This is a genomic window from Bauldia sp. (assembly GCF_965232525.1).
In the GTDB taxonomy this organism is placed as follows: Bacteria; Pseudomonadota; Alphaproteobacteria; order Rhizobiales; family Kaistiaceae; genus Bauldia.
This window is the reverse complement of record NZ_OZ246980.1, coordinates 3,650,321-3,674,446: the sequence shown is the minus strand read 5'-3', so window position 1 is coordinate 3,674,446 and position 24,126 is coordinate 3,650,321. Positions and strand designations below refer to the sequence as shown.

Annotated in this window: 23 protein-coding genes and 1 tRNA gene; 16 read left to right on the top strand and 8 right to left on the bottom strand. The window is 63.8% G+C overall.

The window, feature by feature from the left end:
* The 7 genes from nrdR (at position 1) to ACO076_RS17405 (ending at position 7,327) form a co-directional block, all read left to right on the top strand.
* Positions 1 to 477 (top strand): transcriptional regulator NrdR, encoded by a 477-nt coding sequence (nrdR, locus tag ACO076_RS17435; protein ID WP_421724088.1) that lies wholly within the window; start codon positions 1 to 3, stop codon positions 475 to 477.
* Between the two features lie 8 nt (positions 478 to 485).
* The gene (gene ribD / locus ACO076_RS17430; RefSeq protein WP_421724087.1) at positions 486 to 1,622 is read left to right on the top strand and encodes a bifunctional diaminohydroxyphosphoribosylaminopyrimidine deaminase/5-amino-6-(5-phosphoribosylamino)uracil reductase RibD; all 1,137 of its coding nucleotides are present in this window, start codon (positions 486 to 488) and stop codon (positions 1,620 to 1,622) included.
* Positions 1,623 to 1,630: 8 nt separating this feature from the next.
* The gene (locus ACO076_RS17425; RefSeq protein WP_421724086.1) at positions 1,631 to 2,236 is read left to right on the top strand and encodes a riboflavin synthase; all 606 of its coding nucleotides are present in this window, start codon (positions 1,631 to 1,633) and stop codon (positions 2,234 to 2,236) included.
* 69 nt (positions 2,237 to 2,305) lie between these two features.
* Entirely contained in the window at positions 2,306 to 2,800 is a 495-nt protein-coding gene (gene nusB, locus ACO076_RS17420) for a transcription antitermination factor NusB (RefSeq protein WP_421724085.1), read from the top strand.
* Positions 2,800 to 3,786, top strand: a complete 987-nt coding sequence (gene thiL / locus ACO076_RS17415; RefSeq protein WP_421724084.1) for a thiamine-phosphate kinase — start codon at positions 2,800 to 2,802, stop codon at positions 3,784 to 3,786. Before nusB ends, thiL begins: the two co-directional genes overlap by 1 nt.
* Before the next feature lie 46 nt (positions 3,787 to 3,832).
* Positions 3,833 to 5,059: an MFS transporter gene (locus ACO076_RS17410; RefSeq protein WP_421724083.1), complete on the top strand. Its 1,227-nt coding sequence runs from the start codon at positions 3,833 to 3,835 to the stop codon at positions 5,057 to 5,059.
* A gap of 156 nt (positions 5,060 to 5,215) precedes the next feature.
* Positions 5,216 to 7,327: a sodium-translocating pyrophosphatase gene (locus tag ACO076_RS17405; RefSeq protein WP_421724082.1), complete on the top strand. Its 2,112-nt coding sequence runs from the start codon at positions 5,216 to 5,218 to the stop codon at positions 7,325 to 7,327.
* Between the two features lie 82 nt (positions 7,328 to 7,409).
* Here ACO076_RS17405 and ACO076_RS17400 read toward each other — a convergent pair whose 3' ends face one another.
* Positions 7,410 to 7,895, bottom strand: a complete 486-nt coding sequence (locus ACO076_RS17400; RefSeq protein ID WP_421724081.1) for an outer membrane protein assembly factor BamE — start codon at positions 7,893 to 7,895, stop codon at positions 7,410 to 7,412.
* Positions 7,896 to 8,056: 161 nt separating this feature from the next.
* On the opposite strand from ACO076_RS17400, the gene ACO076_RS17395 reads away from it, so the two are divergent.
* The 7 genes from ACO076_RS17395 to ACO076_RS17365 all read left to right on the top strand — a co-directional run bounded on the left by ACO076_RS17395 (position 8,057) and on the right by ACO076_RS17365 (position 12,415).
* Positions 8,057 to 8,548, top strand: coding sequence for a ubiquinol-cytochrome C chaperone family protein (locus ACO076_RS17395; protein ID WP_421724080.1), 492 nt, complete (start codon positions 8,057 to 8,059; stop codon positions 8,546 to 8,548).
* Complete coding sequence (locus tag ACO076_RS17390; RefSeq protein ID WP_421724079.1) at positions 8,545 to 9,090, top strand: DUF177 domain-containing protein; 546 nt, start codon at positions 8,545 to 8,547, stop codon at positions 9,088 to 9,090. Before ACO076_RS17395 ends, ACO076_RS17390 begins: the two co-directional genes overlap by 4 nt.
* 137 nt (positions 9,091 to 9,227) lie before the next feature.
* Positions 9,228 to 10,298: a phosphate acyltransferase PlsX gene (gene plsX, locus ACO076_RS17385; protein ID WP_421724078.1), complete on the top strand. Its 1,071-nt coding sequence runs from the start codon at positions 9,228 to 9,230 to the stop codon at positions 10,296 to 10,298.
* Positions 10,295 to 11,272 (top strand): beta-ketoacyl-ACP synthase III, encoded by a 978-nt coding sequence (locus ACO076_RS17380; protein WP_421724077.1) that lies wholly within the window; start codon positions 10,295 to 10,297, stop codon positions 11,270 to 11,272. The genes plsX and ACO076_RS17380 overlap by 4 nt, the downstream gene beginning before the upstream one ends.
* A 126-nt stretch (positions 11,273 to 11,398) precedes the next feature.
* The gene (locus tag ACO076_RS17375; RefSeq protein ID WP_421724076.1) at positions 11,399 to 11,737 is read left to right on the top strand and encodes an integration host factor subunit alpha; all 339 of its coding nucleotides are present in this window, start codon (positions 11,399 to 11,401) and stop codon (positions 11,735 to 11,737) included.
* Between the two features lie 26 nt (positions 11,738 to 11,763).
* Positions 11,764 to 12,282, top strand: a complete 519-nt coding sequence (locus ACO076_RS17370) for a MerR family transcriptional regulator (RefSeq protein ID WP_421724075.1) — start codon at positions 11,764 to 11,766, stop codon at positions 12,280 to 12,282.
* 56 nt (positions 12,283 to 12,338) lie between these two features.
* A tRNA-Pro gene (locus tag ACO076_RS17365) sits at positions 12,339 to 12,415 on the top strand.
* On the opposite strand, the gene ACO076_RS17360 is transcribed toward ACO076_RS17365, so the two are convergent.
* The 7 genes from ACO076_RS17360 to ACO076_RS17330 all read right to left on the bottom strand — a co-directional run bounded on the left by ACO076_RS17360 (position 12,394) and on the right by ACO076_RS17330 (position 21,426).
* A complete protein-coding gene (locus ACO076_RS17360; protein WP_421724074.1) occupies positions 12,394 to 13,296 on the bottom strand; it encodes a sugar phosphate isomerase/epimerase family protein in 903 nt (300 codons plus the stop codon). The two genes, ACO076_RS17365 and ACO076_RS17360, sit on opposite strands and share 22 nt — an antisense overlap.
* Positions 13,297 to 13,317: 21 nt before the next feature.
* Complete coding sequence (locus ACO076_RS17355) at positions 13,318 to 14,151, bottom strand: phosphogluconate dehydrogenase C-terminal domain-containing protein (RefSeq protein ID WP_421724073.1); 834 nt, start codon at positions 14,149 to 14,151, stop codon at positions 13,318 to 13,320.
* A 161-nt stretch (positions 14,152 to 14,312) separates the two neighbouring features.
* A complete protein-coding gene (locus ACO076_RS17350) occupies positions 14,313 to 16,211 on the bottom strand; it encodes a propionyl-CoA synthetase (RefSeq protein ID WP_421724072.1) in 1,899 nt (632 codons plus the stop codon).
* An 81-nt stretch (positions 16,212 to 16,292) separates the two neighbouring features.
* Positions 16,293 to 19,061 (bottom strand): ATP-binding protein, encoded by a 2,769-nt coding sequence (locus ACO076_RS17345; RefSeq protein WP_421724071.1) that lies wholly within the window; start codon positions 19,059 to 19,061, stop codon positions 16,293 to 16,295.
* A gap of 3 nt (positions 19,062 to 19,064) precedes the next feature.
* Positions 19,065 to 19,331: a hypothetical protein gene (locus ACO076_RS17340; protein ID WP_421724070.1), complete on the bottom strand. Its 267-nt coding sequence runs from the start codon at positions 19,329 to 19,331 to the stop codon at positions 19,065 to 19,067.
* Positions 19,328 to 19,699, bottom strand: coding sequence for a response regulator transcription factor (locus tag ACO076_RS17335; RefSeq protein ID WP_421724069.1), 372 nt, complete (start codon positions 19,697 to 19,699; stop codon positions 19,328 to 19,330). Before ACO076_RS17335 ends, ACO076_RS17340 begins: the two co-directional genes overlap by 4 nt.
* 170 nt (positions 19,700 to 19,869) lie before the next feature.
* On the bottom strand, positions 19,870 to 21,426 hold the full coding sequence (locus tag ACO076_RS17330; RefSeq protein WP_421724068.1) for a helix-turn-helix domain-containing protein: 1,557 nt from the start codon (positions 21,424 to 21,426) through the stop codon (positions 19,870 to 19,872).
* A gap of 189 nt (positions 21,427 to 21,615) precedes the next feature.
* On the opposite strand from ACO076_RS17330, the gene ACO076_RS17325 reads away from it, so the two are divergent.
* A complete protein-coding gene (locus ACO076_RS17325) occupies positions 21,616 to 23,010 on the top strand; it encodes a substrate-binding protein (RefSeq protein WP_421724067.1) in 1,395 nt (464 codons plus the stop codon).
* Positions 23,011 to 23,106: 96 nt separating this feature from the next.
* Positions 23,107 to 24,123 (top strand): branched-chain amino acid ABC transporter permease, encoded by a 1,017-nt coding sequence (locus ACO076_RS17320; protein ID WP_421726765.1) that lies wholly within the window; start codon positions 23,107 to 23,109, stop codon positions 24,121 to 24,123.
* The last annotated feature ends 3 nt before the right edge of the window (positions 24,124 to 24,126 follow it).

Sequence of the window (24,126 nt, the reverse complement as noted above, 5' to 3'; positions counted from 1 at the left end):
ATGCGCTGCCCGTTTTGTGGAAATCTCGACACGCAGGTCAAGGATTCACGCCCTTCCGAGGACAACACCGCCATCCGGCGTCGCCGGGTGTGCACCGACTGTGGTGGGCGCTTCACCACTTTCGAGCGGGTTCAGTTGCGCGAATTGATGGTGGTGAAGAAGAACAACCGACGGGTTCCGTTCGATCGCGATAAGCTGGCGCGCTCGGTGCAAGTCGCGCTGCGCAAGCGCCAGGTCGATCCGGACCGGGTTGAGCGGATGGTCAACGGCATCGTCCGGCAGCTCGAAAGCTCAGGCGAATCGGACATTCCGTCGGAGAAGATCGGGCACATGGTCATGGAAGGGTTGCGCGGCCTCGATACGGTCGCCTTCGTCCGCTTTGCTTCGGTCTACAAGAATTTTCGTGAAGCCCGCGATTTCGAGGTGTTCGTGGGCGAATTGTCGGAAGAGGCCGTCGTCGGCAACGGCGACGACTAGCTGGACCGATGCACGACACGGGGCATAACGACGTTTCACCGGAGCTTGACCGGCGGCTGATGGCCGCGGGATTGCGGCTCGGTCGACGGAACCTCGGTCAGACGCATCCAAATCCGGCGGTTGGCGCGTTGGTCGTGCGCCACGACTCGGACGGACCGATCGTCGTCGGCCGCGGCTGGACCGCACCCGGCGGGCGCCCGCATGCCGAAACGATGGCACTGGAACAAGCCGGTGATGCCGCCCGCGGCGCAACGATCTATACGACGCTGGAGCCATGCGCCCACGACGGCAAGACCCCGCCCTGTACGGATGCCCTGATCGCTGCCGGTCCGGAGCGGGTGGTGATGGCCATCGACGACCCGGACCCCCGGGTGTCGGGGAAGGGCAGGGCGGCGCTCGAGGCGGCCGGTATCGTCGTCACCGATGGTGTCCTCGCCAAGGAGGCGGCACGGGACCATGCCGGCCATTTCTCGTTAGTCCAGAAGGGGCGGCCGCACGTCACGCTCAAACTCGCCGTCTCGGCCGACGGCATGATCGGTCGCCGCGAGGGCGAGCGGATGATGATCACCAGCAAGCCGGCACTCACCGCGGTGCAGGCGATGCGAAGCACGTCCGATGCGGTGGTTATCGGCATCGGTACGGTGTTGATCGACGATCCCCGCCTGACGGTGCGTTTGCCGGGCCTGGCCGGGCTATCGCCGCTTCGGGTTGTGCTCGATCCTTCGGGACGTTTGCCGCTCGATTCCCGGCTGGTGACCACCGCCGACAAGGTGCCGGTCATGGCCGTGGTCGGGCCGGCGGCGCCCGCTAACGCCAAGGCCGCGCTCATCGAGTCCGGAGTTCAGGTTGTCGAAACCTCGGACGGTCCGAACGGTCTCAACCTCCACGAAGCACTGGCGGCCCTCGGCGAAGCCGGCATGACCCGAGTCCTCGTCGAAGGCGGCGCCCGCGTAGCAGCGTCCCTCCTCAGCGAGGACCTGCTCGACGAGATCGTCTTGTTCCGAGCGCCGGTGGTCGTGGGTCCGGACGGTGTTCGGGCGCTCGAAGGGTACGCCCTTTCGGCGATCGAACGGAGCCCGCGTTACCGTCAAATCGACGCCGCAATCGTTGGGGACGACCTGATGCGGCGATACTGGAGAGACTGACGGGAAAGATGTTCACGGGGATCGTTTCGGAAGTGGGATCGGTCGTTGCCAACGCGCAGCGAAACGACATCCAACGCATCGCAATCGCGTGTCGGTGGAAGCCGGACGATCTGTCGATCGGCGGCGCCATCGCTTGCAACGGGATCGGACTCACCGTGGTTGGCCGCGATGGCGCGGAAGGCAGCGAGACCGTCTTTGAAGTCGATGCGGCGCCTGAAACACTCGCGGCGACCACGGCATCGGACTGGGACGTGGGCCGCCGCCTCAATCTGGAGCGCCCAATGCGGCTCGGCGACGAACTACCCGGCCACATGGTGACCGGCCACGTCGATGCGGTGGCGAACGTGACGGAACGAGAGGACCTTGGCGAGACGACCCGGTTCCGGTTCGAGGCGCCGGAATCGGTCTCGCACATGATCGCGCCGCAAGGGTCGATTGCGCTCGATGGGATATCGTTAACGGTCAACGCGGTGGAGAGCCATCGCTTCGACTGTCTATTGATCCCGCAGGTTCTCCAGTCGACGACCTGGAACGAGCGCAAGCAGGGCGACGCGGTGAACCTCGAAGTCGATCTTGTTGCGCGGTATGTTGCGCGGCTCACGGAAACCGCCTAAATCGCGGCGTCCAGCGGGACGTTGAACGATCATGCCGACACGCCCTTTTCACTCCTTTGGCCGCGGCCGATGAACGATGACCGGAAGGCGGCCGCGAAGCCCGCCAATCGGCGCGGGGCGGCCCGGCTCGCCGCCGTTCAGGCGCTGTACCAGATGGACATCGCCGAGGCGACACTGCCGATGGTGATCGCCGAGTTCGAAGCGCACCGCCTCGGTCGTGAGGTCGACGGTGACCAGTACCGCCAGGCCGATCCGGTTTTCTTCCGCGACATTGTTTCCGGCGTGGTCCGCGACCAGCGCGACCTCGACCCGCAGATCCACAAGGCGCTGACGCCGGGCTGGCCGCTGACGCGCATCGACGCGACGCTGCGCGCGGTCCTGCGCTCCGGCGCGTATGAGCTTGCCAGTCGCCCCGATATCCCGGCCCGGGTGATCATCACCGAGTATGTCGATGTCGCCCGCGCATTCTTCGATGCCGACGCGGCGGGAATGGTCAATGCCGTGCTCGACACCCTCGCCCGTGATCGCCGGTCGGCGGAGTTCCTTGCCTCCGAGCCGACCTGATGACGGACCGACCCGGCGAGTTCACGCTAATCGAGCGCTATTTCCGTCCGCTGGCGCAGGATCCCGGTGCGTTCGGCCTCACCGATGACGTGGCCGTCTATGCGCCGGAGCATGGAACCGACCTCGTCTTTCAGACCGATCTGATCACCGCCGGCGTTCATTTCTTCGTCGACGACCCCGCCGACGCGATCGCCGCCAAGGCTCTGCGGGTGAACTTGTCCGATCTCGCCGCGAAGGGCGCCAAACCGGTCGGCTATCTCCTGTCGCTTGCCCTCGGGCCGGACTGGACCGAATCCTGGGTTCGGGACTTCGCTGCCGGATTGGCGAAGGATCAGGAAAGCTTCGGGATCACCCTGCTCGGCGGCGACACCAACCGCATCGCCAATGGTGTGACGGTGTCGATCACCGCCTTCGGTACGGTTCCGGCCGGGCGCATCGTCCGACGATCGGGCGCGGCGCCCGGGGATATCGTTTTTGTTTCGGGAACCATTGGTGATGCCGCGCTTGGCCTGCGCATCCGCCTCGGCACGATTGATGCACTCCCGGCCGGGAAGGCGGCGGATCATCTCCTTGACCGCTACCTTTACCCGCAACCCCGGATGGAGCTGGCGCCTGTCGTTAGTCAGTTGGCGACCGCCGCGCTCGACGTTTCCGACGGCCTGGTCGGCGACTTCGCCCACTTGTGCCGCGCCTCCGGGGTAGGCGGCGAAATCGATGCCACCGCGTTGCCGCTGTCGGCCGGAGCCCAGCGCCTCGTCGAACAGGACGCAACGGCGCTGGCCACGGTTTTGACGGGCGGCGACGACTACGAGGTTCTCGCTGCGGTGCCCGAGCCGGACGCGGACCGATTCGCTGAGGAAGCAGGGCACGCCGGTGTCGCGGTCACGCGAGTAGGACGTATTGTCGCGGGCGAGGGCCCCCCGGTGGTGCTTGGCGAAGCCGGCGCTCCTTTGCCGCTCGACCGGCTGAGCCACACACATTTCTAACGACGCCAACGGGCCGGCGCAGTATAGTCCGCCCCGGAGACACATCGTGACAGACCGGACATTCGATACCGCCGCGGTTGGGGACGATCCCTACGCGCGCCACAACGCCGGCGTTCTGACCGCCGCCGCGGCGATCAACGGCTCGCCGCCGGCAATCTGCATCACGCTCGGTGGTCTAGCCGGCATCTATTTGCTCGGGCCGGATAAGTCACTTGCGACCTTGCCGGTCAGCGGCTTCAACCTCGGCGTCGCTCTCGGCACGATTCCCGCCGCACTGCTGATGCGCCAGATCGGCCGGCGCTACGGCTTCATGAGCGGGACGGTATTCGGTGCCCTCGGTGGCATCGTCGCCGGTTTTGCGGTTCTCGGCGATCGTTTCGCAGTGCTGGTCGCCGGGTTGTTCCTGGTCGGGTTCGCCACCGCTTTCGCACAGCAATATCGTTTCGCCGCCGCAGACAGCGGCGACGACCGTTTTCGGGCCAAGGCGATCTCGCTGGTCATGATGGGGGGAATCGCTTCGGCGGTGATCGGCCCCCAGACGGTGATCTTCACTCGCGACCTGCTGGCGCCTATTCCCTTCGCAGGTTCATTCTTTGCGATAACCGTATTGTGCCTGATCGGTTTTTCGGTTCTGGCGTTGCTACGCGGCGGCGCCCGCGAGGCGCCGAAACAAACGACCGAGTCCGGGGGGCGGCCGCTCTCCGAGATCGCCCGTCAGCCACGCTTCATCGTTGCCGTCCTGTGCGGCATGGGCTCGTTCGCGCTGATGGCGCTGGTGATGACCGCCGCGCCGTTGGCGATGGTCGCCTGCGGCCTCGGCGAGGACAACGCCGCCCTTGGGATTCAGTGGCATGTGCTGGCGATGTTCGGGCCGAGCTTCATCACCGGGGCTCTGATCGCACGCTTCGGTGTCGAGGTGATCATCACGATCGGTATGGCGCTGCTCGCCGGGTGCAGTCTCGTCGCGCTTTCGGGAATCGATCTCGCCCATTTCTGGATCGCTCTGGTTCTCCTTGGCGTCGGCTGGAACTTCGGCTTCATCGGCGCGACCGCGATGCTCACCCAGACCTACCGGCCGGAGGAGCGCGGCAAGGTCCAGGGCTTCAACGACTTCCTGATCTTCGGCATGGTCGCCGTCGCGTCATTCGCGTCGGGCTCGCTGTTCACCAATTTCGGCTGGGAGTGGATCAACATGGTCGTCTTCCCGGTGGTGGCGCTCTGCTGCATCGGACTGATTGTCGCGGTCATTGCCAAACGGCGGGCAGCGGCCTGACTCGCGGCGTGCGAACCTTGACGGCCGCTGTGTGACAGGTCATACCCACGCCGGCTCAGTCTTCAGTCGCGGCGGCGACCGAATTTTCCCCCTGTTTCCAAGCCTTCGCTGGCCAGTCTTCCGGGTCCAATCGACCGAGGATTAAGAGGAATCCCAGTGCTCTACATCATCATTCTTTGCGGTCTACTGTCAGTCGCGTACGCGATCTGGGCAATTCAATCAGTTCTAGCTGCGGACGCCGGAACGGCGCGGATGCAGGAGATCGCGGGGGCGATCCAGGAAGGCGCGACGGCTTATCTCCGGCGGCAATACACGACCATCGCCGTCGTCGGCGTGGTGGTTTTCATCGTCGTCGCCTGGCTCCTGTCGATCCCGGTCGCGATCGGGTTCCTGATCGGGGCGATCCTGTCGGGTGCCGCCGGTTTCATCGGCATGATGGTGTCGGTTCGCGCCAATGTCCGCACCGCCCAGGCTGCCAGCCAGAGCCTCAGCGCCGGCCTCAACATCGCGTTCCGGTCAGGCGCAATCACCGGGCTGCTGGTCGCCGGCCTCGCGCTCCTCGGCGTATCGGTTTACTACCTCGTCCTCATCCAGTTCCTCGGCTACAACACCGGCGACCGCGTGGTCATCGATGCACTGGTGGCGCTCGGCTTTGGCGCGTCGCTGATTTCCATCTTCGCCCGTCTCGGTGGCGGTATCTTCACCAAGGGCGCCGACGTCGGTGGCGACCTCGTCGGCAAGGTCGAGGCCGGGATTCCCGAGGACGATCCGCGCAACCCGGCCACCATTGCCGACAATGTCGGCGACAATGTCGGTGACTGCGCCGGCATGGCCGCGGACCTGTTCGAGACCTACGCGGTGACCGTGGTGGCCACGATGGTGCTGGCCTCGATCTTCTTCGTCGGTACCGAGTTCGGCCTCGCGGCGATGATGTATCCCCTGGCGATCGGCGCCGCCTGCGTGGTCACCTCGATCATCGGCACGTTCTTTGTCCGCCTCGGCTCCAACGGGTCGATCATGGGAGCGCTCTACAAGGGCTTCGTCGCCACGGCGGTGCTGTCACTGATTGTGCTCTACCCGGTCACTTGGGTGGTGTTCGGCGATATGTCGATGGTGATGACGGTCGGGGATACGGCGTTCACGCCGCTCGACCTCTATCTCTGCGGGCTTGCCGGCCTGATCGTCACCGGCCTGATCATCTGGATCACCGAGTATTACACCGGCACCAACTTCCGCCCGGTACAGTCGATCGCCAAGGCATCTGAGACGGGCCACGGAACGAACGTGATCCAGGGTTTGGCGATCTCGCTTGAGTCGACCGCGCTGCCGGCGATCGTCATCATCGCCGGTATCCTGGTGACCTATCTGCTCGCCGGCCTGTTCGGCATTGCGATAGCCGTGACGACCATGCTGGCGCTTGCTGGTGTCGTGGTCGCGCTCGACGCGTTCGGTCCGGTTACCGACAACGCGGGCGGCATCGCGGAAATGGCCGGCCTGCCGGAGGAAGTGCGCAAGTCCACCGACGCGCTCGATGCGGTGGGCAACACCACCAAGGCGGTGACCAAGGGCTATGCCATCGGGTCCGCCGGCCTCGGTGCCCTTGTGTTGTTCGCGGCTTACACTGAAGACCTGCAGCACTTCATCGCGGACCCTGAGGCGTTCCCCTATTTCGAAGGAGTGGTCGCCAACTTCTCGCTGGCGAACCCCTACGTCGTGGTCGGCCTCCTGTTCGGCGGGCTGCTCCCATACCTGTTCGGCGGGATCGCCATGACCGCGGTTGGTCGTGCCGGTGGCGCGATCGTCGAGGAGGTCCGGCGCCAGTTCAAGGCGAAGCCAGGGATCATGCAGGGCACCGACAAGCCCGACTATACCGCCGCGGTCGACCTGCTGACCCGCTCGGCGATCAAGGAGATGATCATTCCATCGCTCCTGCCGGTGCTGTCACCGATTGTCATCTTCGTGGTGATCAACTGGATCGGCGGTCCGTCGGCCGCGTTCTCTGCGCTTGGCGCGATGCTCCTCGGTGTCATCGTCACCGGCCTGTTCGTCGCGATCTCGATGACCGCTGGCGGTGGCGCATGGGACAACGCCAAGAAGTACATCGAAGACGGCAACTACGGCGGCAAGGGCTCCGAAGCCCACAAGGCAGCGGTCACCGGCGACACCGTCGGCGATCCTTACAAGGACACCGCCGGCCCAGCCGTGAACCCGATGATCAAGATCACCAACATCGTGGCGCTGCTGCTCCTCGCCGTGTTGGCGCACTGATCGTCCGGACCCGTCATCCCACTACGCAAAAACCCGCCGGTGACGGCGGGTTTTTCGTTCCGATGACCAGATCGATGATGGCTTAGCGGACGCCCTGCGGCCCACCGCGGCCAAGGATCCCGCTGAAGACCTGCTGGAGGAAGCTCTCGTCGGTTCCCGCCGTCGGCGTGGTCCGGCTGACGAAGTCGAACACCTTGCCGTCCTTCAGGCCGTAATTGGCGATCCGCGTGACTTCGTCATCCTCGTTGAAATAGACCGCGACGACGCGCTGGTCGACAACCCGCTCGGGCATGAACGCCACGCTCTGCTTGCGGGTCTGGCTGACGTAGTAGAAGGCTTCGCTGCCGAAGTTGCCGGTGGTCGACGGCGATCCAAGGGCGATCAGGACCTGATCCTTGCTCGAACCAACCGGTACCTGCTCCAGCGCGACCTCCGGAACAACAAAGCCGTGTTGGCTGGTGTTGCTGATGCCGCCGGCACATCCGGCCGCGATGGTTGTCGCGCACAGCGCTGCAATCAACGCGACGCGGCGCGTCGAAATGGCAATATGGGGCAGTCGTCTCAGCATTCTGTGTCTCCCCTACCGCGCGACCTTGCGGCTTGCAATACTCGGCAGATATGTGCCCGAACAGTTTCGAATTCGCTTACACGGAGAGCCGACAGGTGTTTGGCCGCCTATTCCGACGGAGTCGGAACGAAGATATTTCAGCCGCGATTTACGGCGCGATCGTGGCGCAATCGCGCAATCCTGTGTTCTATCGGGACCTCGGGGTCGCGGACACGGTGGATGGCCGATTCGAGTCCGTCGTTCTGCATCTGGTCATCGTGCTCCGCCGCCTGCGCGCTGGCGACCAGGCAGCGCGTGAAGCCGGGCAGGCGGTGTTCGACCGCTTCTGCCTCGATATGGACCGTTCCATGCGTGAAGCCGGTGTGGGCGACCTCTCGGTCGGCAAGCGGATGCGCAAGGTCGGTGAGGTCTTCTACGGACGCTCGGAGGCCTACGATCGCGCGCTCGACGCAGGCGATTCGGCGGCACTGGCCGGGTCGTTGGAGCGGGCGGTTCCCGCTGCCGAAGGCGCTGAACTGGCAACGAACACGCTGGCCGCTTATATGATCGCGACTGACCGGGCGATGAGCGATGCCTCCGATTCGGTGCTTTTCGGCGGCGAACTTCCCTTCATCCGACCCGAGCGGTTTGTGTCCGCGGAGACCGAGAAATGAAGCCGATTCCCACTATTGCCGCACCGATCCTGATCGATACGGTTCCGGCAACCGGTCATCATCTGCGGATAACTCCAGCCAACGCCGAGCGTCGTGCGATCGCTGAGGCTTATGGCTTGAAGGACGTCAAGGCCTTTGTCGCCGACGTCGATCTGATCCGCGAAGACCGTGATACCGTCCTGCTTGAGGGACATGTCGTCGCCACCATCGTTCAGGCTTGCGTCGTGAGTCTGGAGCCGGTCGAGCAGATCATCGACGAGCAGTTCACAGTCCGCATTGCAGCGGCGGATTCGCCGAAAGCGCCCAAACCCGATCGCCCCGGCGCCGAAGTTCATGTCGACCCAGACGTTGAAGTTCCAGAGATCTCGGAAGACGGCCGTATTAATGTCGGCGCCCTGGTTCTGGAATATTTTGCACTAGCCATTGATCCCTATCCGCGCGCGGCCGGTGCGGAGGTACCGGACTCGTTCCGCGATGCCGCGAAGGACGAGAGTGATTCGCCATTCGCCGCACTATCGAAGATCCTGGAGACTGATCGGTGACCGCGAAGGCACGGTTTGACCGGGAATCGGCGCTTTTGTTTGTGTCATGCCGCCAAATCGGTATGTTCGCGGTTCGTCAGCGGCGCCGGAAGTCCCGGATTCCGTTGCGAATCGTGGGGCCAACGACGCGTGGATGAATGGCGGCGGGCGTAACCGTATCTCTTGACGCAATGGGTGGAGACGAAGGTCCCGACCTCGTCATCCCAGGCGCGTTGAGGGCGCTGACACGGCGCCCGGACCTGCGCTTTCGCCTGTTCGGCGATGAGGCGCTCGTCAAGCCGATGCTTGACGAGCATCCGAAGCTCCGCGAGGCATCGGAGTTCGAGCATTGCGAGATCGCCGTCCGCATGGACGACAAGCCGAGCCAGGCGCTGCGTCGCGGCCGCCGCCGCTCAAGCATGTGGCGGGCGATAGAGGCGGTGAAGACCGGAGATGCGGACCTTGCGGTGTCCGCCGGTAACACCGGCGCGCTGATGGCCATGGCCAAGCTGTGCCTGCGGACCACCGCCGGGATCGACCGGCCGGCGATAGCAGCGCTGTGGCCGACGGTCCGCGGCGAGAGCGTGGTGCTCGACGTCGGTGCCACCATCGGAGCCGATGCCCAGCAATTGTTCGACTTCGCGGTTATGGGCGGCGCGATGGCGCGGGCGGTATTCGACGTCGACCGGCCTACGGTCGGTTTGCTGAACATCGGCGTTGAAGAGGTCAAAGGCCTCGAACCGGTTCGCGAGGCCGGCCAGCGGCTCAAGGACGCCGACCTCTCCAACATCGACTATGCCGGCTTTGTCGAGGGCGACGACCTCGGGGCCGGGACGGTCGATGTGGTGGTGACCGAGGGGTTCGCCGGCAATATCGCACTCAAGACCGCCGAAGGAACGGCGCGGCAGATCGCGACCTATCTGCGCAACGCCATGAGCCGGACGCTAATGGCGCGGATCGGCTACTACCTTGCCCGTGACGCCTTCGATCGCCTGCGGGTCAAGATGGACCCGCGGCGGGGGAACGGCGGGGTGTTCCTTGGGCTGAACGGGATTGTCATCAAGAGCCATGGCGGAACCGACGCGGAAGGGTTCGCGACCGCTGTCGAGCTCGGCTATGGCATGGTGCGCAACGGCCTACTCGATAAGATAAACAACGACTTGACCGCATATTCTCAGTCGCGGCCTGAGCCGGAGACCGACGTCGTGGCATCCGCGGGGGCCGCGTGAGCGCGATTCGTTCCGTGGTTCTGGGCAGCGGCGGATATCTCCCGGAAAGGGTGATGACCAACGGCGAACTGTCCGGAATGGTCGACACCTCCGACGAGTGGATCACCCAGCGCACCGGCATCCGCGAGCGGCGGATCGCTGCCGATGGCGAACTCACCTCCGATCTCGGGATTGAGGCTGCACGGTCAGCGCTCGCCAAGGCGAACATGACCGCCGACGACATCGACCTCATCGTGCTTGCCACAGCGACACCCGATAACACCTTTCCGGCGGCCGCTGTGAGCATCCAGGAAGCGCTCGGGATGCGCCACGGTGCCGCCTTCGACCTTCAGGCGGTTTGCTCCGGCTTTCTGTTCGCGTTGTCGACGGCCGACTCATTGATCCGTTCCGGCCAGGCCCGGCGTGCCCTGGTTATCGGAGCCGAGACGTTTTCACGGATCCTCGACTGGACCGACCGAGGGACCTGTGTGTTGTTCGGCGACGGGGCTGGCGCGGTCGTGCTTAGCGGCGAGTCGCAGCCGGGGTGGCGAACCGACCGCGGCATCCTCAGCGCCCACCTGCGCTCGGACGGTCGGTTCAAGGAGAAGCTCTACGTTGACGGTGGGCCATCAGCGACGGGTACCGTGGGCCACCTTCGGATGGAAGGCCGGGAGGTGTTCAAGCACGCCGTCTCGATGGTTTCTGACGTCATCGAAGATGCGTTCGAGGCAACGGGCTTCACGGCCGCGGACATCGATTGGTTCGTGCCGCATCAGGCGAACGTCCGGATCATCGACGCCACAGCCAAGAAACTCGGCATCCCGCTCGAAAAAGTAGTGCGCACCGTCGACCGCCACGGCAACACGTCCGCGGCGTCGATCCCGTTGGCGCTTTGGGAAGCCAGTAAGGACGGTCGCATCAAGCGTGGCGACCTGCTCCTGCTGGAGTCGATGGGCGGCGGCTTCACCTGGGGTGCGGTGCTGTTGCGCTGGTAGCGCGAAAATTCGCCGATGTCTTTGCAAGATCAGTTGATTCCGGCGTAGCGAGGCAATACGCTAGTGCGGTTGATTGCTGGATAACAAGTCACTCAAAACGACACTTTCCAGTGGGGCGTGGAGGCCATGGGCGGCAAGACGGTGACGCGCGCCGATCTGAGCGAAGCGGTTTACCGAAAAGTGGGACTGTCGCGGACGGAGTCCGCCCAACTCGTCGAGGTTGTTCTCAACGAGATTCGTGACTCCGTCGTTCGTGGCGAATCAGTCAAGCTGTCGTCGTTCGGTTCGTTCATCGTCCGTGACAAAAGCGAACGGATCGGCCGCAATCCCAAGACCGGCGAAGAGGTGCCGATCTCACCGCGCCGGGTCATGGTGTTCAAGCCGAGCAATGTCCTGAAGGACAAGATTAATGCCGCTCTGATCGCCCTGCGTGGCGACGGTGCCGACGACGACGACGACACATAGCGCGCAATCACAGTGAGGTCTGTGCGGTGGCCAAAAGCCCTGACGCCTTTCGAACCATCAGCGAGGTCGCGGACGATCTCGATCTTCCGCAGCATGTGTTGCGCTTTTGGGAAACGCGGTTCTCCCAGATCAAGCCGATGAAACGCGGCGGCGGTCGTCGCTACTATCGACCGGATGATGTCGACCTGCTGCGCGGAATCAAGCTGCTCCTCTACGGAGAAGGTTACACGATCCGCGGTGTGCAACGCATCCTGCGCGAGCAAAGCCCACGTGCCGTCATCGAAGCCGGTCGCCAGGGCGAGGCCGGCGGGATCAGCGGCGGCGGACAAGCAGAGGCAGGCGACGATCGCGAGCCAGCGGCAAAGCCCGAGCCACGCGCCAAGGTGCGAGGGCGATCCCGGAAGACGAAGCGGCAACCCGAAGCGATGCCTTCACCGGATGAAGGGCCGGAATCGGCGGGGTTGTCGTCAGCCGACATCGAGCAACTGAATGCGGCGCTGACGGAGCTCCTCGAGTGCAAGCGCCTGCTTGATCAGGCGCGGTAGCGAGCGGTCGAAAAGCCGCTGTACTTTCCGCCCGATCCATTATACTGCCGGCCGGTCGGAGCGTGGCGCAGTCTGGTAGCGCACTACACTGGGGGTGTAGGGGTCGTAGGTTCAAATCCTATCGCTCCGACCAATCTGTCTTCCCATGCCCGGTCCAGTTGTATGATCCGCCGCGTCCAGCCGGTCGATCGCGCGCCAGTAGGTGACCGAGCGCGTGATGGCGTCGCTGATCGCGGCAACGTCAAGCGGCGGCCTTTCGCGTATCGGGTCTCGACGGCCAGGGCGCCTGAGGCGAAGTGGCAGCTCAAGACTGACCGGCAATTCCGGGGCCAGACGTGCGAGTTGCGGCGCGATTAGGTCGTATCGGATCGACCCGTCGCCGACGGGCGTGAACGTCCAGCCGTCCTCGGTCGCGCGAACGTCCTTGAGGTGGCCGTGTGCCATCCAGGGAAGGGCGGCCGCGAAATCCTTCTCGGGCAAGACGGCCTCGTGCGAGTAAGTGAAGATGTTGCCGAAGTCGTAGTTCAGACGGACCCAGTCCGATCCGATTGCCTGAACAAGCGTCACGCCTTCCACGCCGTTGCCGATCAAGTCGTTCCGGCCGTGACCGGGGTTCTCCAGCGCCAGCACGATGCCGGACCGCTCGCAGTCCGGTAACACCGCGTCGAGATTCCTGCGAAAAGCGTCAGCACGATCACGCGTCGTCGTGTTGGTAATCAGGAAACGGGCGCCGATCGTTGCCGCATAGGCCACCCGACGCCGGACCATCTCCACGGCAATTTCCGCGCCGAAGTCCACATGCGCGGACATGGCAATGACCGACAGGCCATGGCGGCGTATCTCGTGGGCGGCCGCCTTGGCGGCCTCGGGTGCAAAAGCACTTTCGTCGAAGTCGACATAGCCCTTGATGAAGGCCGGCTCGACGTAGGTGAAGCCAGCTTGCGTAATCGCCGCGAGTGCGTCGGCCATCGGGTAGCCGTCAAACAGCGCCGTTGAGATGGAGAGGGGGCGCATTGGGCCTACTGGCACCCTTGCCTAGCTGCGGACGATCAACTGGGAGGCCTCCTTCACCTTCTGCGGGTTGAGGGCATCGCGCCAAGTGTCCTTAACCACCACACCCTTGGCGAACCGCATGAGGTTCAGGGCCGCGTCGGACGGAACCTTCGGCGCGAAGCCGAACCACATGGCGATCTCGACGTTGAGGTGACCGATGAGGAAATCGAACGCGGCCTGGCGGTCGATGCCGTACGTGTTTGCGCACTCGTCGACGGCCTCGACCATGGTGTCGACGAAGGGCATGGCGATCATCTCCGACAGTCCCGGCTCAAGGATCGCGAGCTGTTCAACGGATACGCGGTGAGAGCGGGTCACCGGCGACCACATCACCTTGCAGATCTCCTCGCCGATCGCGAAGTCGTCTTCGCTGCCCTGCATCAGGGCACAGACGATCGCCTGTTTGGCGATGCCGCCATGATAGTCGGTGCGCGCAGCCGGGTCGGTCTCGTCGTTGAACAGCGGCGGGTGGCAGGGATGACCGACGAAATAGGCGATGTCGGCCCGTTCAGGCAGAACGCCGGCGTAGGGCGCGGCGGCGTCGAGGATGATCACCAGCGTCCCCGACGGTAGCTTGGGCACCAAGTCAGCGGCGACTGCGCCAATGATGTTGTCGGGAAGGGCGAGGACCACCGCCCGCGTGTCCGCGATCCAGTCTTCGCCATCCTCCGCCACCATGCCAGCTTCGCTCAGCCGCTGCTTGCCCGCATCGCTAACCTCGATCGCCCGCAGATCGTAGCCGGCGTCAAACAGCTTCCTGGCGACGCGAAATCCCATCTTTCCGCCGGCGCCCAGCACCGCCACAGAGCGAGTCATTGTTTTCCTCACCTAATGTAATGGACTACTGATTATACCAGTATTAGGCCGACGGCTGGTATTGTCAACGGCGGCGATCGAGGGCGTTACCGCGGTGGGCGGGCAGCAGTCGCCGGCCACATAAATCGCGATCGCCGGCCGACATTTTGTGAGTTTTCTGGTCAGCGATCCCGAAGAACGGCAGCAATTTCGTCGAGGGCAGCCGGATCGTCGATTGTCGCCGGCATACGATAGCTCTCGCCGTCGGCGATCTGGCGCATCGTGCCGCGTAAGATTTTGCCGGAGCGGGTTTTCGGCAACCGGGTGACGACCAACACCGTCTTGAATGCCGCGACTGGTCCGATTTGTTCGCGCACCAGCGCAACGATGTCGCGTTGGATCGTTTCCGGCTCCTCGGAAACGCCCGCCTTGAGCACGACGAAACCGAGGGGAAGTTGTCCCTTAAGGCCGTCTGCGGCACCAACGACGGCGCACTCGGCAACGGCCGCATGACTGGCGACGACTTCCTCCATCCCCCCGGTGGACAGCCGGTGTCCAGCGACGTTGATGATGTCATCGGTGCGGCCCATGATGAAAAGGTATCCGTCGCTGTCGATGTAGCCGGCGTCGGCGCTCTGGTAGTAGCCGGGGAACTCTGACAGGTAGTTGGTCTGAAACCGCTCGTCGTTGCGCCACAGCGTGGGAAGCGCGCCGGGCGGCAGCGGCAGCTTGATGACGATGTTGCCGAGGGTTCCGTGTCCGACCTGATGGCCGGCATCGTCGAGAATCCGCACGTCGTAGCCGGGCATCGCGACGGTCGGTGAGCCACGCTTCACCGGTAGCGGCTCAAGCCCGAGTGGATTGGCGCCGATCGCCCAGCCGGTTTCTGTCTGCCACCAGTGATCGATCACCGGGACCGACAGTTGATCTTCCGCCCACTTCACCGACTCCGGGTCCGCGCGCTCGCCGGCGAGGAAAAGCGCCCGCAGGCTGGACAGATCGTAGTCGTCGACCAACTGGCCTTCGGGATCGTCCTTCTTGATAGCGCGCAGCGCCGTCGGGGCGGTGAACAGCACCGAGACCCCGTGTTCCTCGACCACACGCCAGAAAGCGCCGGCGTCTGGCGTGCCGACCGGCTTGCCTTCATAGAGCACCGTCGTGCAGCCATGGATGAGTGGGGCGTAGACAATGTACGAATGGCCGACCACCCAGCCGATATCCGACGCCGCCCAATACACCTCGCCGGGTTCGACCCCGTAGATATTGGTCATCGACCAATCGAGCGCGATCATATGGCCGCCGTGATCGCGGACGACGCCCTTCGGACGGCCGGTCGTACCAGAGGTGTAGAGGATGTAGAGCGGATCGGTGGCGTCGACCCAGACACAGTCTTCGGACCGGTTGGCCTTGCGTGCGGCCTCCATCAGCGCGGCGTAGTCGTGGTCGCGACCGGCGGTGAGTTCCGCGGGCTGCTGGTCCCGCTGAACGACGATGATGGCCTCCGGCTTGTGGTGCGCCTGCTCGATCGCATCTGCCGCCAGGGGCAGGTAGGGGACGATCCGGGCGGGTTCGATGCCGCACGATGCGGTGACGATCAGCGCTGGTTCGGCATCGTCGATGCGGGTCGCGAGTTCGTGGGCAGCGAAACCGCCGAAGACGACGGAGTGAATCGCGCCGAGACGCGCTGTCGCCAGCATGGCGACCAGAGCTTCCGGGATCATCGGCATGTAGATGATCACCCGGTCTCCGCGGCTGACACCTTTGTCGGCGAGCACAGCAGCGAACGTTGCCACGTCGTCGAGCAGTTCGATGTAACTGATGCGCTGCTTGGCCCCGGTGACGGGGCTGTCGTAGATGACTGCCGGCTGATCCCCGCGCCCTTCGGCAACGTGCCGATCGAGCGCGTTGTGGCAGGTGTTGCATTGTGCACCAGGGAACCAGCGACCGTAGACCCCCATGTCGGGATTGAACGGGGTGCGCCACTTCGTTTCCCAATCGAGGGTGTTCGCCGCCTCGGCCCAGAAGCCAATCGGGTCGTCGCGCCAGCGATTGTAGGTGTCCGCGTACTCACCCATCGTCATGTGCTCCGATTGAACATGCTCGGCATGTTATCGCCGGTCCGGCCAGGTTACTTGATCCCGCGCAACTAGCTGCGGGAGGGTTCATTTCGCGGCCTCGGTGGCCAGGGCTGGCGTCGCTGGAATGTCCTTGCCGTCCGCCGACGGGAGGTACACGCAGAAACGAGCACCGCCGGCTTTCGGCGTTTCGGTCCAGATGCGACCGTGATGGTGCTCCACGATGTGCCGCGAAATCGTCAGGCCGAGGCCGCTGCCCGATGGTCGCCCGGTATTGCGGATTCGGGCCTTGGCGAATTTCTCGAAGATCAATTCGCGGTCCTCCGGACTGACGCCTTCGCCGTTATCGGTCACTTCGACTAGGTAGCCGTCCCGATCGGGCCGTCCGGCGACCGACACCTGCCCGTCGCTGGTGTCAGCGAACTTCGCGGCGTTGGAGAGCAGGTTGATGAACACCTGCATCAGGCGATCCCTGTCGGCGTGGACCGGCGCCCGTGCCGGCTGGATCGATACCGACATCGATCGGTCGCGGAAAAGGCCACCGGTCGCGGCCACCGCGTCCTCAAGAATGGCGCTTGGATCGACGTCGTTGGCCATCCGCCACTCGGCCTGACCCTGTTCCAGCCGCGTGAGGTCGAGGATGGTGTCGAGCAGCCGGGTCAGCCGCTTCGTCTCGCTGCCGATGATGGCCAGGAAGCGTTCGCTCTCGTCATCGGAGACGTCGTGGTCGCTGAGGATCTCCGAGTAGGTGCGGATCGAGGTCAGCGGTGTCCGCAACTCGTGACTGACGGTGGAGAGGAAATCGTCCTTCAGCCGGTCGAGTTCCTTGAGTTGGGCGTTTGCCCGCGTCAGCTCCTGTGCCGTCGCTTCCAGTTCGCGCGACTTCTGCTCCAGTTCGCGGCTGTGGACAATGGCCTGGTGGGTCTCCTCCAGGATCGCCATCACTTCTTCAAAGCCGAGAAGGTCGCCCTTGGCGATCGACGCGACCATGCCGCGTGCCGAAGCGGCGCCGACGCTGCCGGCAATCAGCCGCTCGACAAAAGCGATCAGTTCGGCGTCAGCCTCGGGCATGTCACCGATCCGACGGCCGTGCTCCGCTGCGTAGGCGCGAAAGGCCTGTTCGGCCCGCTCGGACCCGACGAAACGCTCCAGCAGCGCATGCAGTTCCTCAACGGCTGCCGAGCGGCGCCAGACTAACGCCTCGGCGGGCGGGCGGCGAAACACGTCGACGAAGATGGCGGCCTGGATCCGCTCGAGCGTGTCCTGGCGCGAGAACAGCGACACGACGACGTAGCCACCGATATTGGCCGCCATGCTCCAGAACAGGGCATGGGTGAGGGGGTCCCAGCCGGTCAGGCCGAACAATGCCTCCGGTCGCAGGGCGGCGATCCCCCATGGTCCGGTCTCAAGAATGGCCTGGTTCAATAATCCGCTCCGCGCCAGCAGCGGCAGCAACATGGTGTAGGCCCATGTCAGGAAGCCGAGGGAGAGGCCGGTCAGGGCGCCGATGCGGGTGGCGTTCTTCCAGAACAATCCGCCGACGATGGCGGGCAAAAACTGGGCCGCCACCGCAAAGGACACGAGACCGATCTGGGCGAGCGGTCCGCTCTCGCCGGTCAGGCGGTAGTAGGCGAAACCGAGAAGCAGAATGGCAAAGATCGCGATCCTGCGGATCGTCAGCAGCAGCCGGGAGAGGTTGCCCCGTTCGTCGAGGCGCAGCCAACGAATACGCAGCAGAACCGGCATCACCAGGTCGTTGCAGATCATAGTCGACAGCGCGATCGCCGCGACGATGACCATCGCGGTCGCGGATGAGAGTCCGCCGATGAACGCCAGCAATGCCAATCCGTTCTGCCCTTGGGTCATCGGCACCGTGAGCACGTAGAAATCCGGGTTGGCCGCTGCCGGCAGAAGGCCGAGCCCGGCCGCCGCGATCGGCAGCACGAACAGGCTCATCAGGAACAGGTAGGCCGGAAACAGCCAGGACGCCGTCGCCAGGTGTCGCTCGTCGACATTCTCGACGATGGTGATGTGGAACTGGCGGGGGAGGCAGACGATGGCTGCCATCGACAGAAATGTCATGGTCAGGAAACGCGCTGCCCCGTCTTCCGGCAGGCCGGTTAGCGTGTCCCAGCCCGCGGCCGCCGCCGCGCTGCCGGCAGTTGCGGACAGGCCGCCGCCGATCGTGAACACGGCGAAGAAACCCACGGCCAGGAACGCAAAGAGCTTGACGCAGGACTCGAACGCGATTGCGGCAACCATTCCTTCGTGATGTTCATTGGCGTCGAGGTGGCGGGTGCCGAACAGAATCGCGAACACAGCCATACCGATGGCAGTGAGGAAGGCGACATCAGTCAGGATCACCGAGGGCGGGCTGGCGAGCGTGAGCGCGGCTTCCGGATCGACGTCGTAGGTGACCAGCACGGCGAAGCTGGTGGACACCGCTTTGAGCTGAAGGGCGATGTACGGCATCGTGCCGATCATCGCGATCACCGTCACCAGCATGGCGAGGCTGCCGCTCTTGCCGTAACGCGAGGCGATGAAATCGGCGATCGATATGATCCGCTGCGACTTGCTGATGCGCGCGATCTTGCGGATCAGGAACCACCATCCGAGGAAGACGATGGTCGGGCCGGTATAGATCGTGACGAACTCGAGACCACGGCGGGCTGCGGTGCCGACCGCGCCGTAGAATGTCCAGGACGTGCAATAAACCGCCAGTGAGAGGGTGTAGACCGCCGGCGAGCGGATCAAGCTTCGGCCGCGGTCCGCGCTACGGTCGCTGTACCAGGCGATGGCGAAAAGCACGCCGAGATATGCGAGCGAGACGGTAACGATCGTTGCCGTGCTCAACATGACCTAAGTCGGCGGTGGCCGGACGCGGTCGTCGGATGGCCGCTCAGCGGGGTCAAGCCGGGTCGACAGATATGCGCCGGCGACAATCGCTATCAGCCAGACGCCAAAGCAATACACGTGCAGTAGGGGAACACCGAGAACGAGAACCGGCGTGCTGAAGACGAGGATGATCGGCGGCGTCAGCAAGACAAACGCGGCAAGAGCCAGAACGAGGCTGCGATCGGTCCACCGGTTTTCCGGATTGCTGGTGAGGGAGGACCGGGGACTCATTGCGACAACAGCGCCTGAACGCGCTCGACGACGTCGCGATTGGAGAATGGCTTGGTAACGTAATCGTCGACTCCAAGCTCCAGTGCCTTGCGCTTGTCCTTCTCATGACCTTTGGCCGTCAGCATAATGATGCGTGGGGTGTGTCCGTCGGCCTGGGCGCGGAGCGTCGAAACGACTTCGAACCCGTCGAAGCCCGGGAGCATGATGTCGAGCACGATCACGTCCGGCCTGATCCGCTGAGCGGTCGCCACTGTCGACGGCCCGTCGCGCGCAATCGTCACCTCAAGCCCGGCGCGCTGCATCAGGAATGACAACGCGTCTGCGAGGTTGCGCTCGTCTTCGGCAACGAGGACCGTTCCCCTGGCCACGTTTTCCCCATTCCGGCCGCTGTGCTTGTCGCGGCGACCACTTCGGTTGGCGCTCTGCCGGCGCCTCCTGGATAATCCTACTGTCCTTTGAGCCAGTTGTCATTTGGGGGAGGGCGCGTGGATTCGGTGTTCCGGCGGAAAACGCGCAGCTGCCGCCGGCGAGGGAAACCTCACTGGGCCGCGGCTTCAAGCCCGGGCATCGCCAGCTTTTCGAATGCCCTGTAGGTGCAGTCGTCCCGAGGGCACTGCCGGCAAGTGACGCCAACCGGAGTCGCGTGCCCCAGATCGTCGAGATCGTAGCTGTCGGCGTAAACAAACTTTCGGGCGTCTGCGATATTGGCGCCGATCATCACCGCGTGATGGCTGTCCATGTCGACATCTGACGGCATGCAGGTGGAGGCGATGAAGAGATAGGCTTCACCGTCGGGCAGGGCCGCTACCTGACTGATGATCCGTCCGGGCGTTGCGAAAGCGCGGTGGATGATCCAGCGGGGACAGGCACTGCCGTAGCGCGGCAACCGCAATCCGGACGCGCTGAACCGCTTGGAAATGTTCCCAGCGATGTCGGACCGCAGGAAGTGAATCGGAACACCCTCCGTGCCGGGGCGTCGCAAGGTTGCGAGACGATGACAGACTTGCTCGAAGCTGGAATCGAAACGGGCCACTAGCAACCGAATGTCGTGCCGGGTGCTGTTTGCGGTTTCGATGAACAGCTCGTACGGCATGATCAGCGCTGCGGCGAAGTAATTCGCCAATGCTCTGCGCAGCGTCGCGGCTGACGCTGGCGCTGCGGCGGCTGCGTCCTGCGCGAGATCGTCGATGATGTCTCCGTGCTCCAATTCGCCGATCAATCGTGCCAGACGGAAGCGTACACTCGCCCGGCCAAGAGTCTTCGGTAGCTGAAACCGCCCCTCTTCCAGATGGAGGTGCTCCCGCTCGTCGTCGGCGGATCGCTCGACATCGAGCCCGTGCTGTTCATCCAGATAGCGTGTGAGGCGCTCCGCGGACGGGTCACCTCCTGAGCCGAGTGCCCTGCCAACCGCCTCGGCTGCGTCCTCGAGCGCTGGAAAATAGTTGGCGTGATCGAAGATGAAGTCTTCGATCGCCTCGCGCGGTGACGGCTGTGGCCGGCGGGCGCCACGGCCACTCAGGAAATCGAACAGATCGCCCGCCTGACCGGTCAGCCGTTCGCTCTCGCCAACCAGTGTGTCGACGAACTTGCTGCGCTCGGCATCGCTCAGATCGCCATAGTCCTTGAGGATCTCGGAGTAGGACCGGATCGTTGTGATTAGCGCCAGGATCTCTTGGCTCGCTTCGGCCAGAAAGGACTCCTCGCCGAGGCGCTCGCCGATCAGATCCGAGCGAAGCCGCGCTTCCGTATAGGCGCGAAACAACGCGAGGATTGCGCGCGCTGCCTTGGGCGATGTTCCGACAACGTCGCTGACATCGCTCCCGTCGATCTCCAGTTCAGCAAGTGTCGAGTCGGCGACCACTTCGCCGAGTTCCGCGATGAGCCGGGCTTCCTCGGTGCCTGCGAGGGCGCTGGCGTTGAGATCGAGGGCAGTTGCTATGCGGTTGAGGATCGCTCCGCCGATCGATCTTTTGTTGTGCTCAATAAGATTGAGGTAGCTCGGCGAAATGCCGACCCGGGCGGCAAGGGCAACCTGAGAGAGCGACAGCTCGCGGCGTCGCTTTCGGATTCTGTGGCCAATAGGTGCCCGTGCCATTCATCTACCTCCGAGTCACATTTTTACAATGTTAGAAAATTTACAACAAGAATTTTACAAAATAATCCTTATAAATCAATGAGTTGTTGACTGATTAACAGATAGGTGGAACCATATCGAACGTGGGAAAGCAAGAGAAAAAGAATCGACCCGCGTCCGAATCAAGTTGGAAACGCTCGGAGAAATTGCATGACAGACCGCAAGACACGGCGCCCCAGGGACTTCTCTCGACGCGCTCTGCTGAAAGGCTCGCTCGCCTCTACCGGTGCGCTTGGCGCGTTGAGCCTGACCGGCGTCGGCCCGCTGCACTTCGTCAGCAACGCCTGGGCGGAGGAACAGCCGATCGGGAACTTCCCGGCTTACACGTCCGGCCCGACGATCACCCTTGGCTTCAACGTGCCGCAGACCGGCCCCTATGCCGACGAGGGCGCGGACGAACTCCGCGCCTACGAGTTGGCCGTCAAACACCTCAACGGTGAGGGCGATGGCGGCATGATGAATACGATGAAGCCGTCGAACCTCAAGGGCAACGGCATTCTCGGCAAGCGCGTCGAGTTCGTGACCGGTGATACACAGACCAAGTCGGACGCCGCTCGCGCATCCGCCAAGCGGATGATCGAGAAGGACGGTGCAATCATGATCACCGGCGGCTCGTCGTCCGGTGTGGCCGTCGCGGTGCAGTCGCTCTGCCAGGAGATGGGCATCATCTTCATGTCGGGCCTGACCCACTCCAACGACACCACCGGTAAGGACAAACGGCGCTACGGCTTCCGGCACTTCTTTAATGCCTACATGTCGGGCGAGGCGCTGGGACCGATCCTCGCCGAAGAGTACGGCAAGGAGCGGATCGCCTACCATCTGACAGCCGACTATAACTGGGGATGGACCCAGGAAGAGTCGATCAAGAACGCCACGGAGTCGCTTGGTTGGCAGACGGCGGCCGCGGTGCGCACACCGCTCGGCGCCGGCGACTTCTCGCAGTACATCACTCCGGTGCTGAATGCCGGCGCGGATGTGCTGATCCTTAATCACTACGGCAAGGACATGGTCAACTCTTTGACCCAGGCCGTGCAGTTCGGCCTCCGTGATCGTCAGGCCAACGGCAAGAACTTCGAAGTCGTGGTGCCGCTGTTCTCGCGGCTCATGGCCCAAGGCGCCGGTGACGCGATCAGTGGCATTCTCGGTACAACCAACTGGAACTGGTCGCTCACCGACGAGGCGAGCCAGACCTTCGTCAAGTCGTTCGGCGGCGAATACGGCTTCCCGCCATCCCAGGCGGCGCATACCTGCTACGTCCAGGCGCTGCTTTATGCCAACGCCGTCGAGACCGCCGGCACCTTCTATCCGCCGGAGGTTATCAAAGCGCTCGAGGGCTTCGAGTTTGACGGCATGGGCAACGGCCCGACGCTTTATCGCGCCGCCGACCATCAGTGCTTCAAGGACGTGCTGGTTGTGCGCGGCAAGGCGGAGCCGTCGAGCCAGTTCGATCTGCTGGAGGTCGTCCAGATCGCGCCGCGCGATCAGGTCACCTACGACCCGGCGATCTTCGGCGGCGAACTCGGGCCCTACGTTCCGACGGCCTGACGACTACCGGCCCGGTCGTTCGTTCGACCGGGCCATATTTGATGGCGCGGTGATCAGCGCCGACCAGACCAACGCCAACGCGGGGCTGCGGCTATGTTGGACTCACTGGTTCTTCAGTTCCTGAACGGTTTGGACAAGGGCGGGGCCTATGCGCTGATTGCGCTCGGCCTCACTCTGGTTTTCGGCACGCTGGGTGTCGTTAACTTTGCCCACGGGGCGCTGTTCATGCTCGGCGCTTTCTGCGCCGTCGCCATGCAGCAGATTCTCACCTTGTCCGCGCAGGTCAAGGACGAGAGCGTCACGTTCTTCGACGCGTTCAAGGAAGTTCCTTACCTGGAGATCTGGTTCGGCGATGTCGGCGCGACGATCATCGAATGGTCGCTGCCCATATCGATCCTGCTGGCGATACCGGTGATGCTGCTGGTTGGCGTGGTTATGGAGCGAGGCCTCATCCGCTTCTTCTACCAGCGCTCTCACGCCGAGCAGATCCTGGTGACCTTCGGGCTGGCGATCGTGCTCCAGGAGATCATCCGCATCCTGTTCGGCGCCAATCCGATTCCTGTGGAAGCGCCGCCGCCGGTCGCCGGCAGTGCCGATATCGGCGTCTGGCTCGGACTCGGTAGCGGCGTTGTCTATCCGTGGTGGCGGCTCATTTATCTTGCGTTCGCCGGTATCATTCTTGCCGCCGTTTTCGGTTTCCTCCAGTTCACCACCTACGGCATGGTGGTCCGTGCTGGCATGCGGGATCGCGATACGGTCGGATTGCTGGGCATCAACATCCAGCGACGCTTCACGGTCGTGTTCGGCATTGCAGCCATCGTCGCGGGCCTCGCCGGAGTCATGTACTCGCCGATCGTCCCGCCCAACTACACGATCGGCATGGACTTCCTCGTCCTGTCATTCGTCGTCGTCGTGGTCGGTGGTATGGGCTCGCTGGGCGGTGCGGTCGTTGCCGGCTTCCTGCTCGGCATCCTCCAATCATTCGCCTCGATGAACGAGATCAAGGCGATCTTCCCGGGCATCGATCAGATCATCATCTATCTGGTCGCGGTCGTCATTCTGCTCGTCCGGCCGCGTGGGCTCATGGGCCGCGCCGGCGTGATGGAGTCGTGAGCC

Bases quoted from the DNA above. Each gene is read 5' to 3' on its own strand.
- nusB (WP_421724085.1), top strand. From the start codon at position 2,306: ATGAACGATGACCGGAAGGCGGCCGCGAAGCCCGCCAATCGGCGCGGG.
- ACO076_RS17390 (WP_421724079.1), top strand. From the start codon at position 8,545: ATGAAGCCGATTCCCACTATTGCCGCACCGATCCTGATCGATACGGTT.
- ACO076_RS17425 (WP_421724086.1), top strand. From the start codon at position 1,631: ATGTTCACGGGGATCGTTTCGGAAGTGGGATCGGTCGTTGCCAACGCG.
- ACO076_RS17350 (WP_421724072.1), bottom strand. From the start codon at position 16,211: ATGACGATGGGTGAGTACGCGGACACCTACAATCGCTGGCGCGACGAC.
- ACO076_RS17325 (WP_421724067.1), top strand. From the start codon at position 21,616: ATGACAGACCGCAAGACACGGCGCCCCAGGGACTTCTCTCGACGCGCT.
- plsX (WP_421724078.1), top strand. From the start codon at position 9,228: ATGGCGGCGGGCGTAACCGTATCTCTTGACGCAATGGGTGGAGACGAA.
- thiL (WP_421724084.1), top strand. From the start codon at position 2,800: ATGACGGACCGACCCGGCGAGTTCACGCTAATCGAGCGCTATTTCCGT.
- nrdR (WP_421724088.1), top strand. From the start codon at position 1: ATGCGCTGCCCGTTTTGTGGAAATCTCGACACGCAGGTCAAGGATTCA.
- ribD (WP_421724087.1), top strand. From the start codon at position 486: ATGCACGACACGGGGCATAACGACGTTTCACCGGAGCTTGACCGGCGG.
- ACO076_RS17340 (WP_421724070.1), bottom strand. From the start codon at position 19,331: ATGAGTCCCCGGTCCTCCCTCACCAGCAATCCGGAAAACCGGTGGACC.
- ACO076_RS17330 (WP_421724068.1), bottom strand. From the start codon at position 21,426: ATGGCACGGGCACCTATTGGCCACAGAATCCGAAAGCGACGCCGCGAG.
- ACO076_RS17355 (WP_421724073.1), bottom strand. From the start codon at position 14,151: ATGACTCGCTCTGTGGCGGTGCTGGGCGCCGGCGGAAAGATGGGATTT.
- ACO076_RS17360 (WP_421724074.1), bottom strand. From the start codon at position 13,296: ATGCGCCCCCTCTCCATCTCAACGGCGCTGTTTGACGGCTACCCGATG.
- ACO076_RS17400 (WP_421724081.1), bottom strand. From the start codon at position 7,895: ATGCTGAGACGACTGCCCCATATTGCCATTTCGACGCGCCGCGTCGCG.
- ACO076_RS17375 (WP_421724076.1), top strand. From the start codon at position 11,399: ATGGGCGGCAAGACGGTGACGCGCGCCGATCTGAGCGAAGCGGTTTAC.
- ACO076_RS17345 (WP_421724071.1), bottom strand. From the start codon at position 19,061: ATGTTGAGCACGGCAACGATCGTTACCGTCTCGCTCGCATATCTCGGC.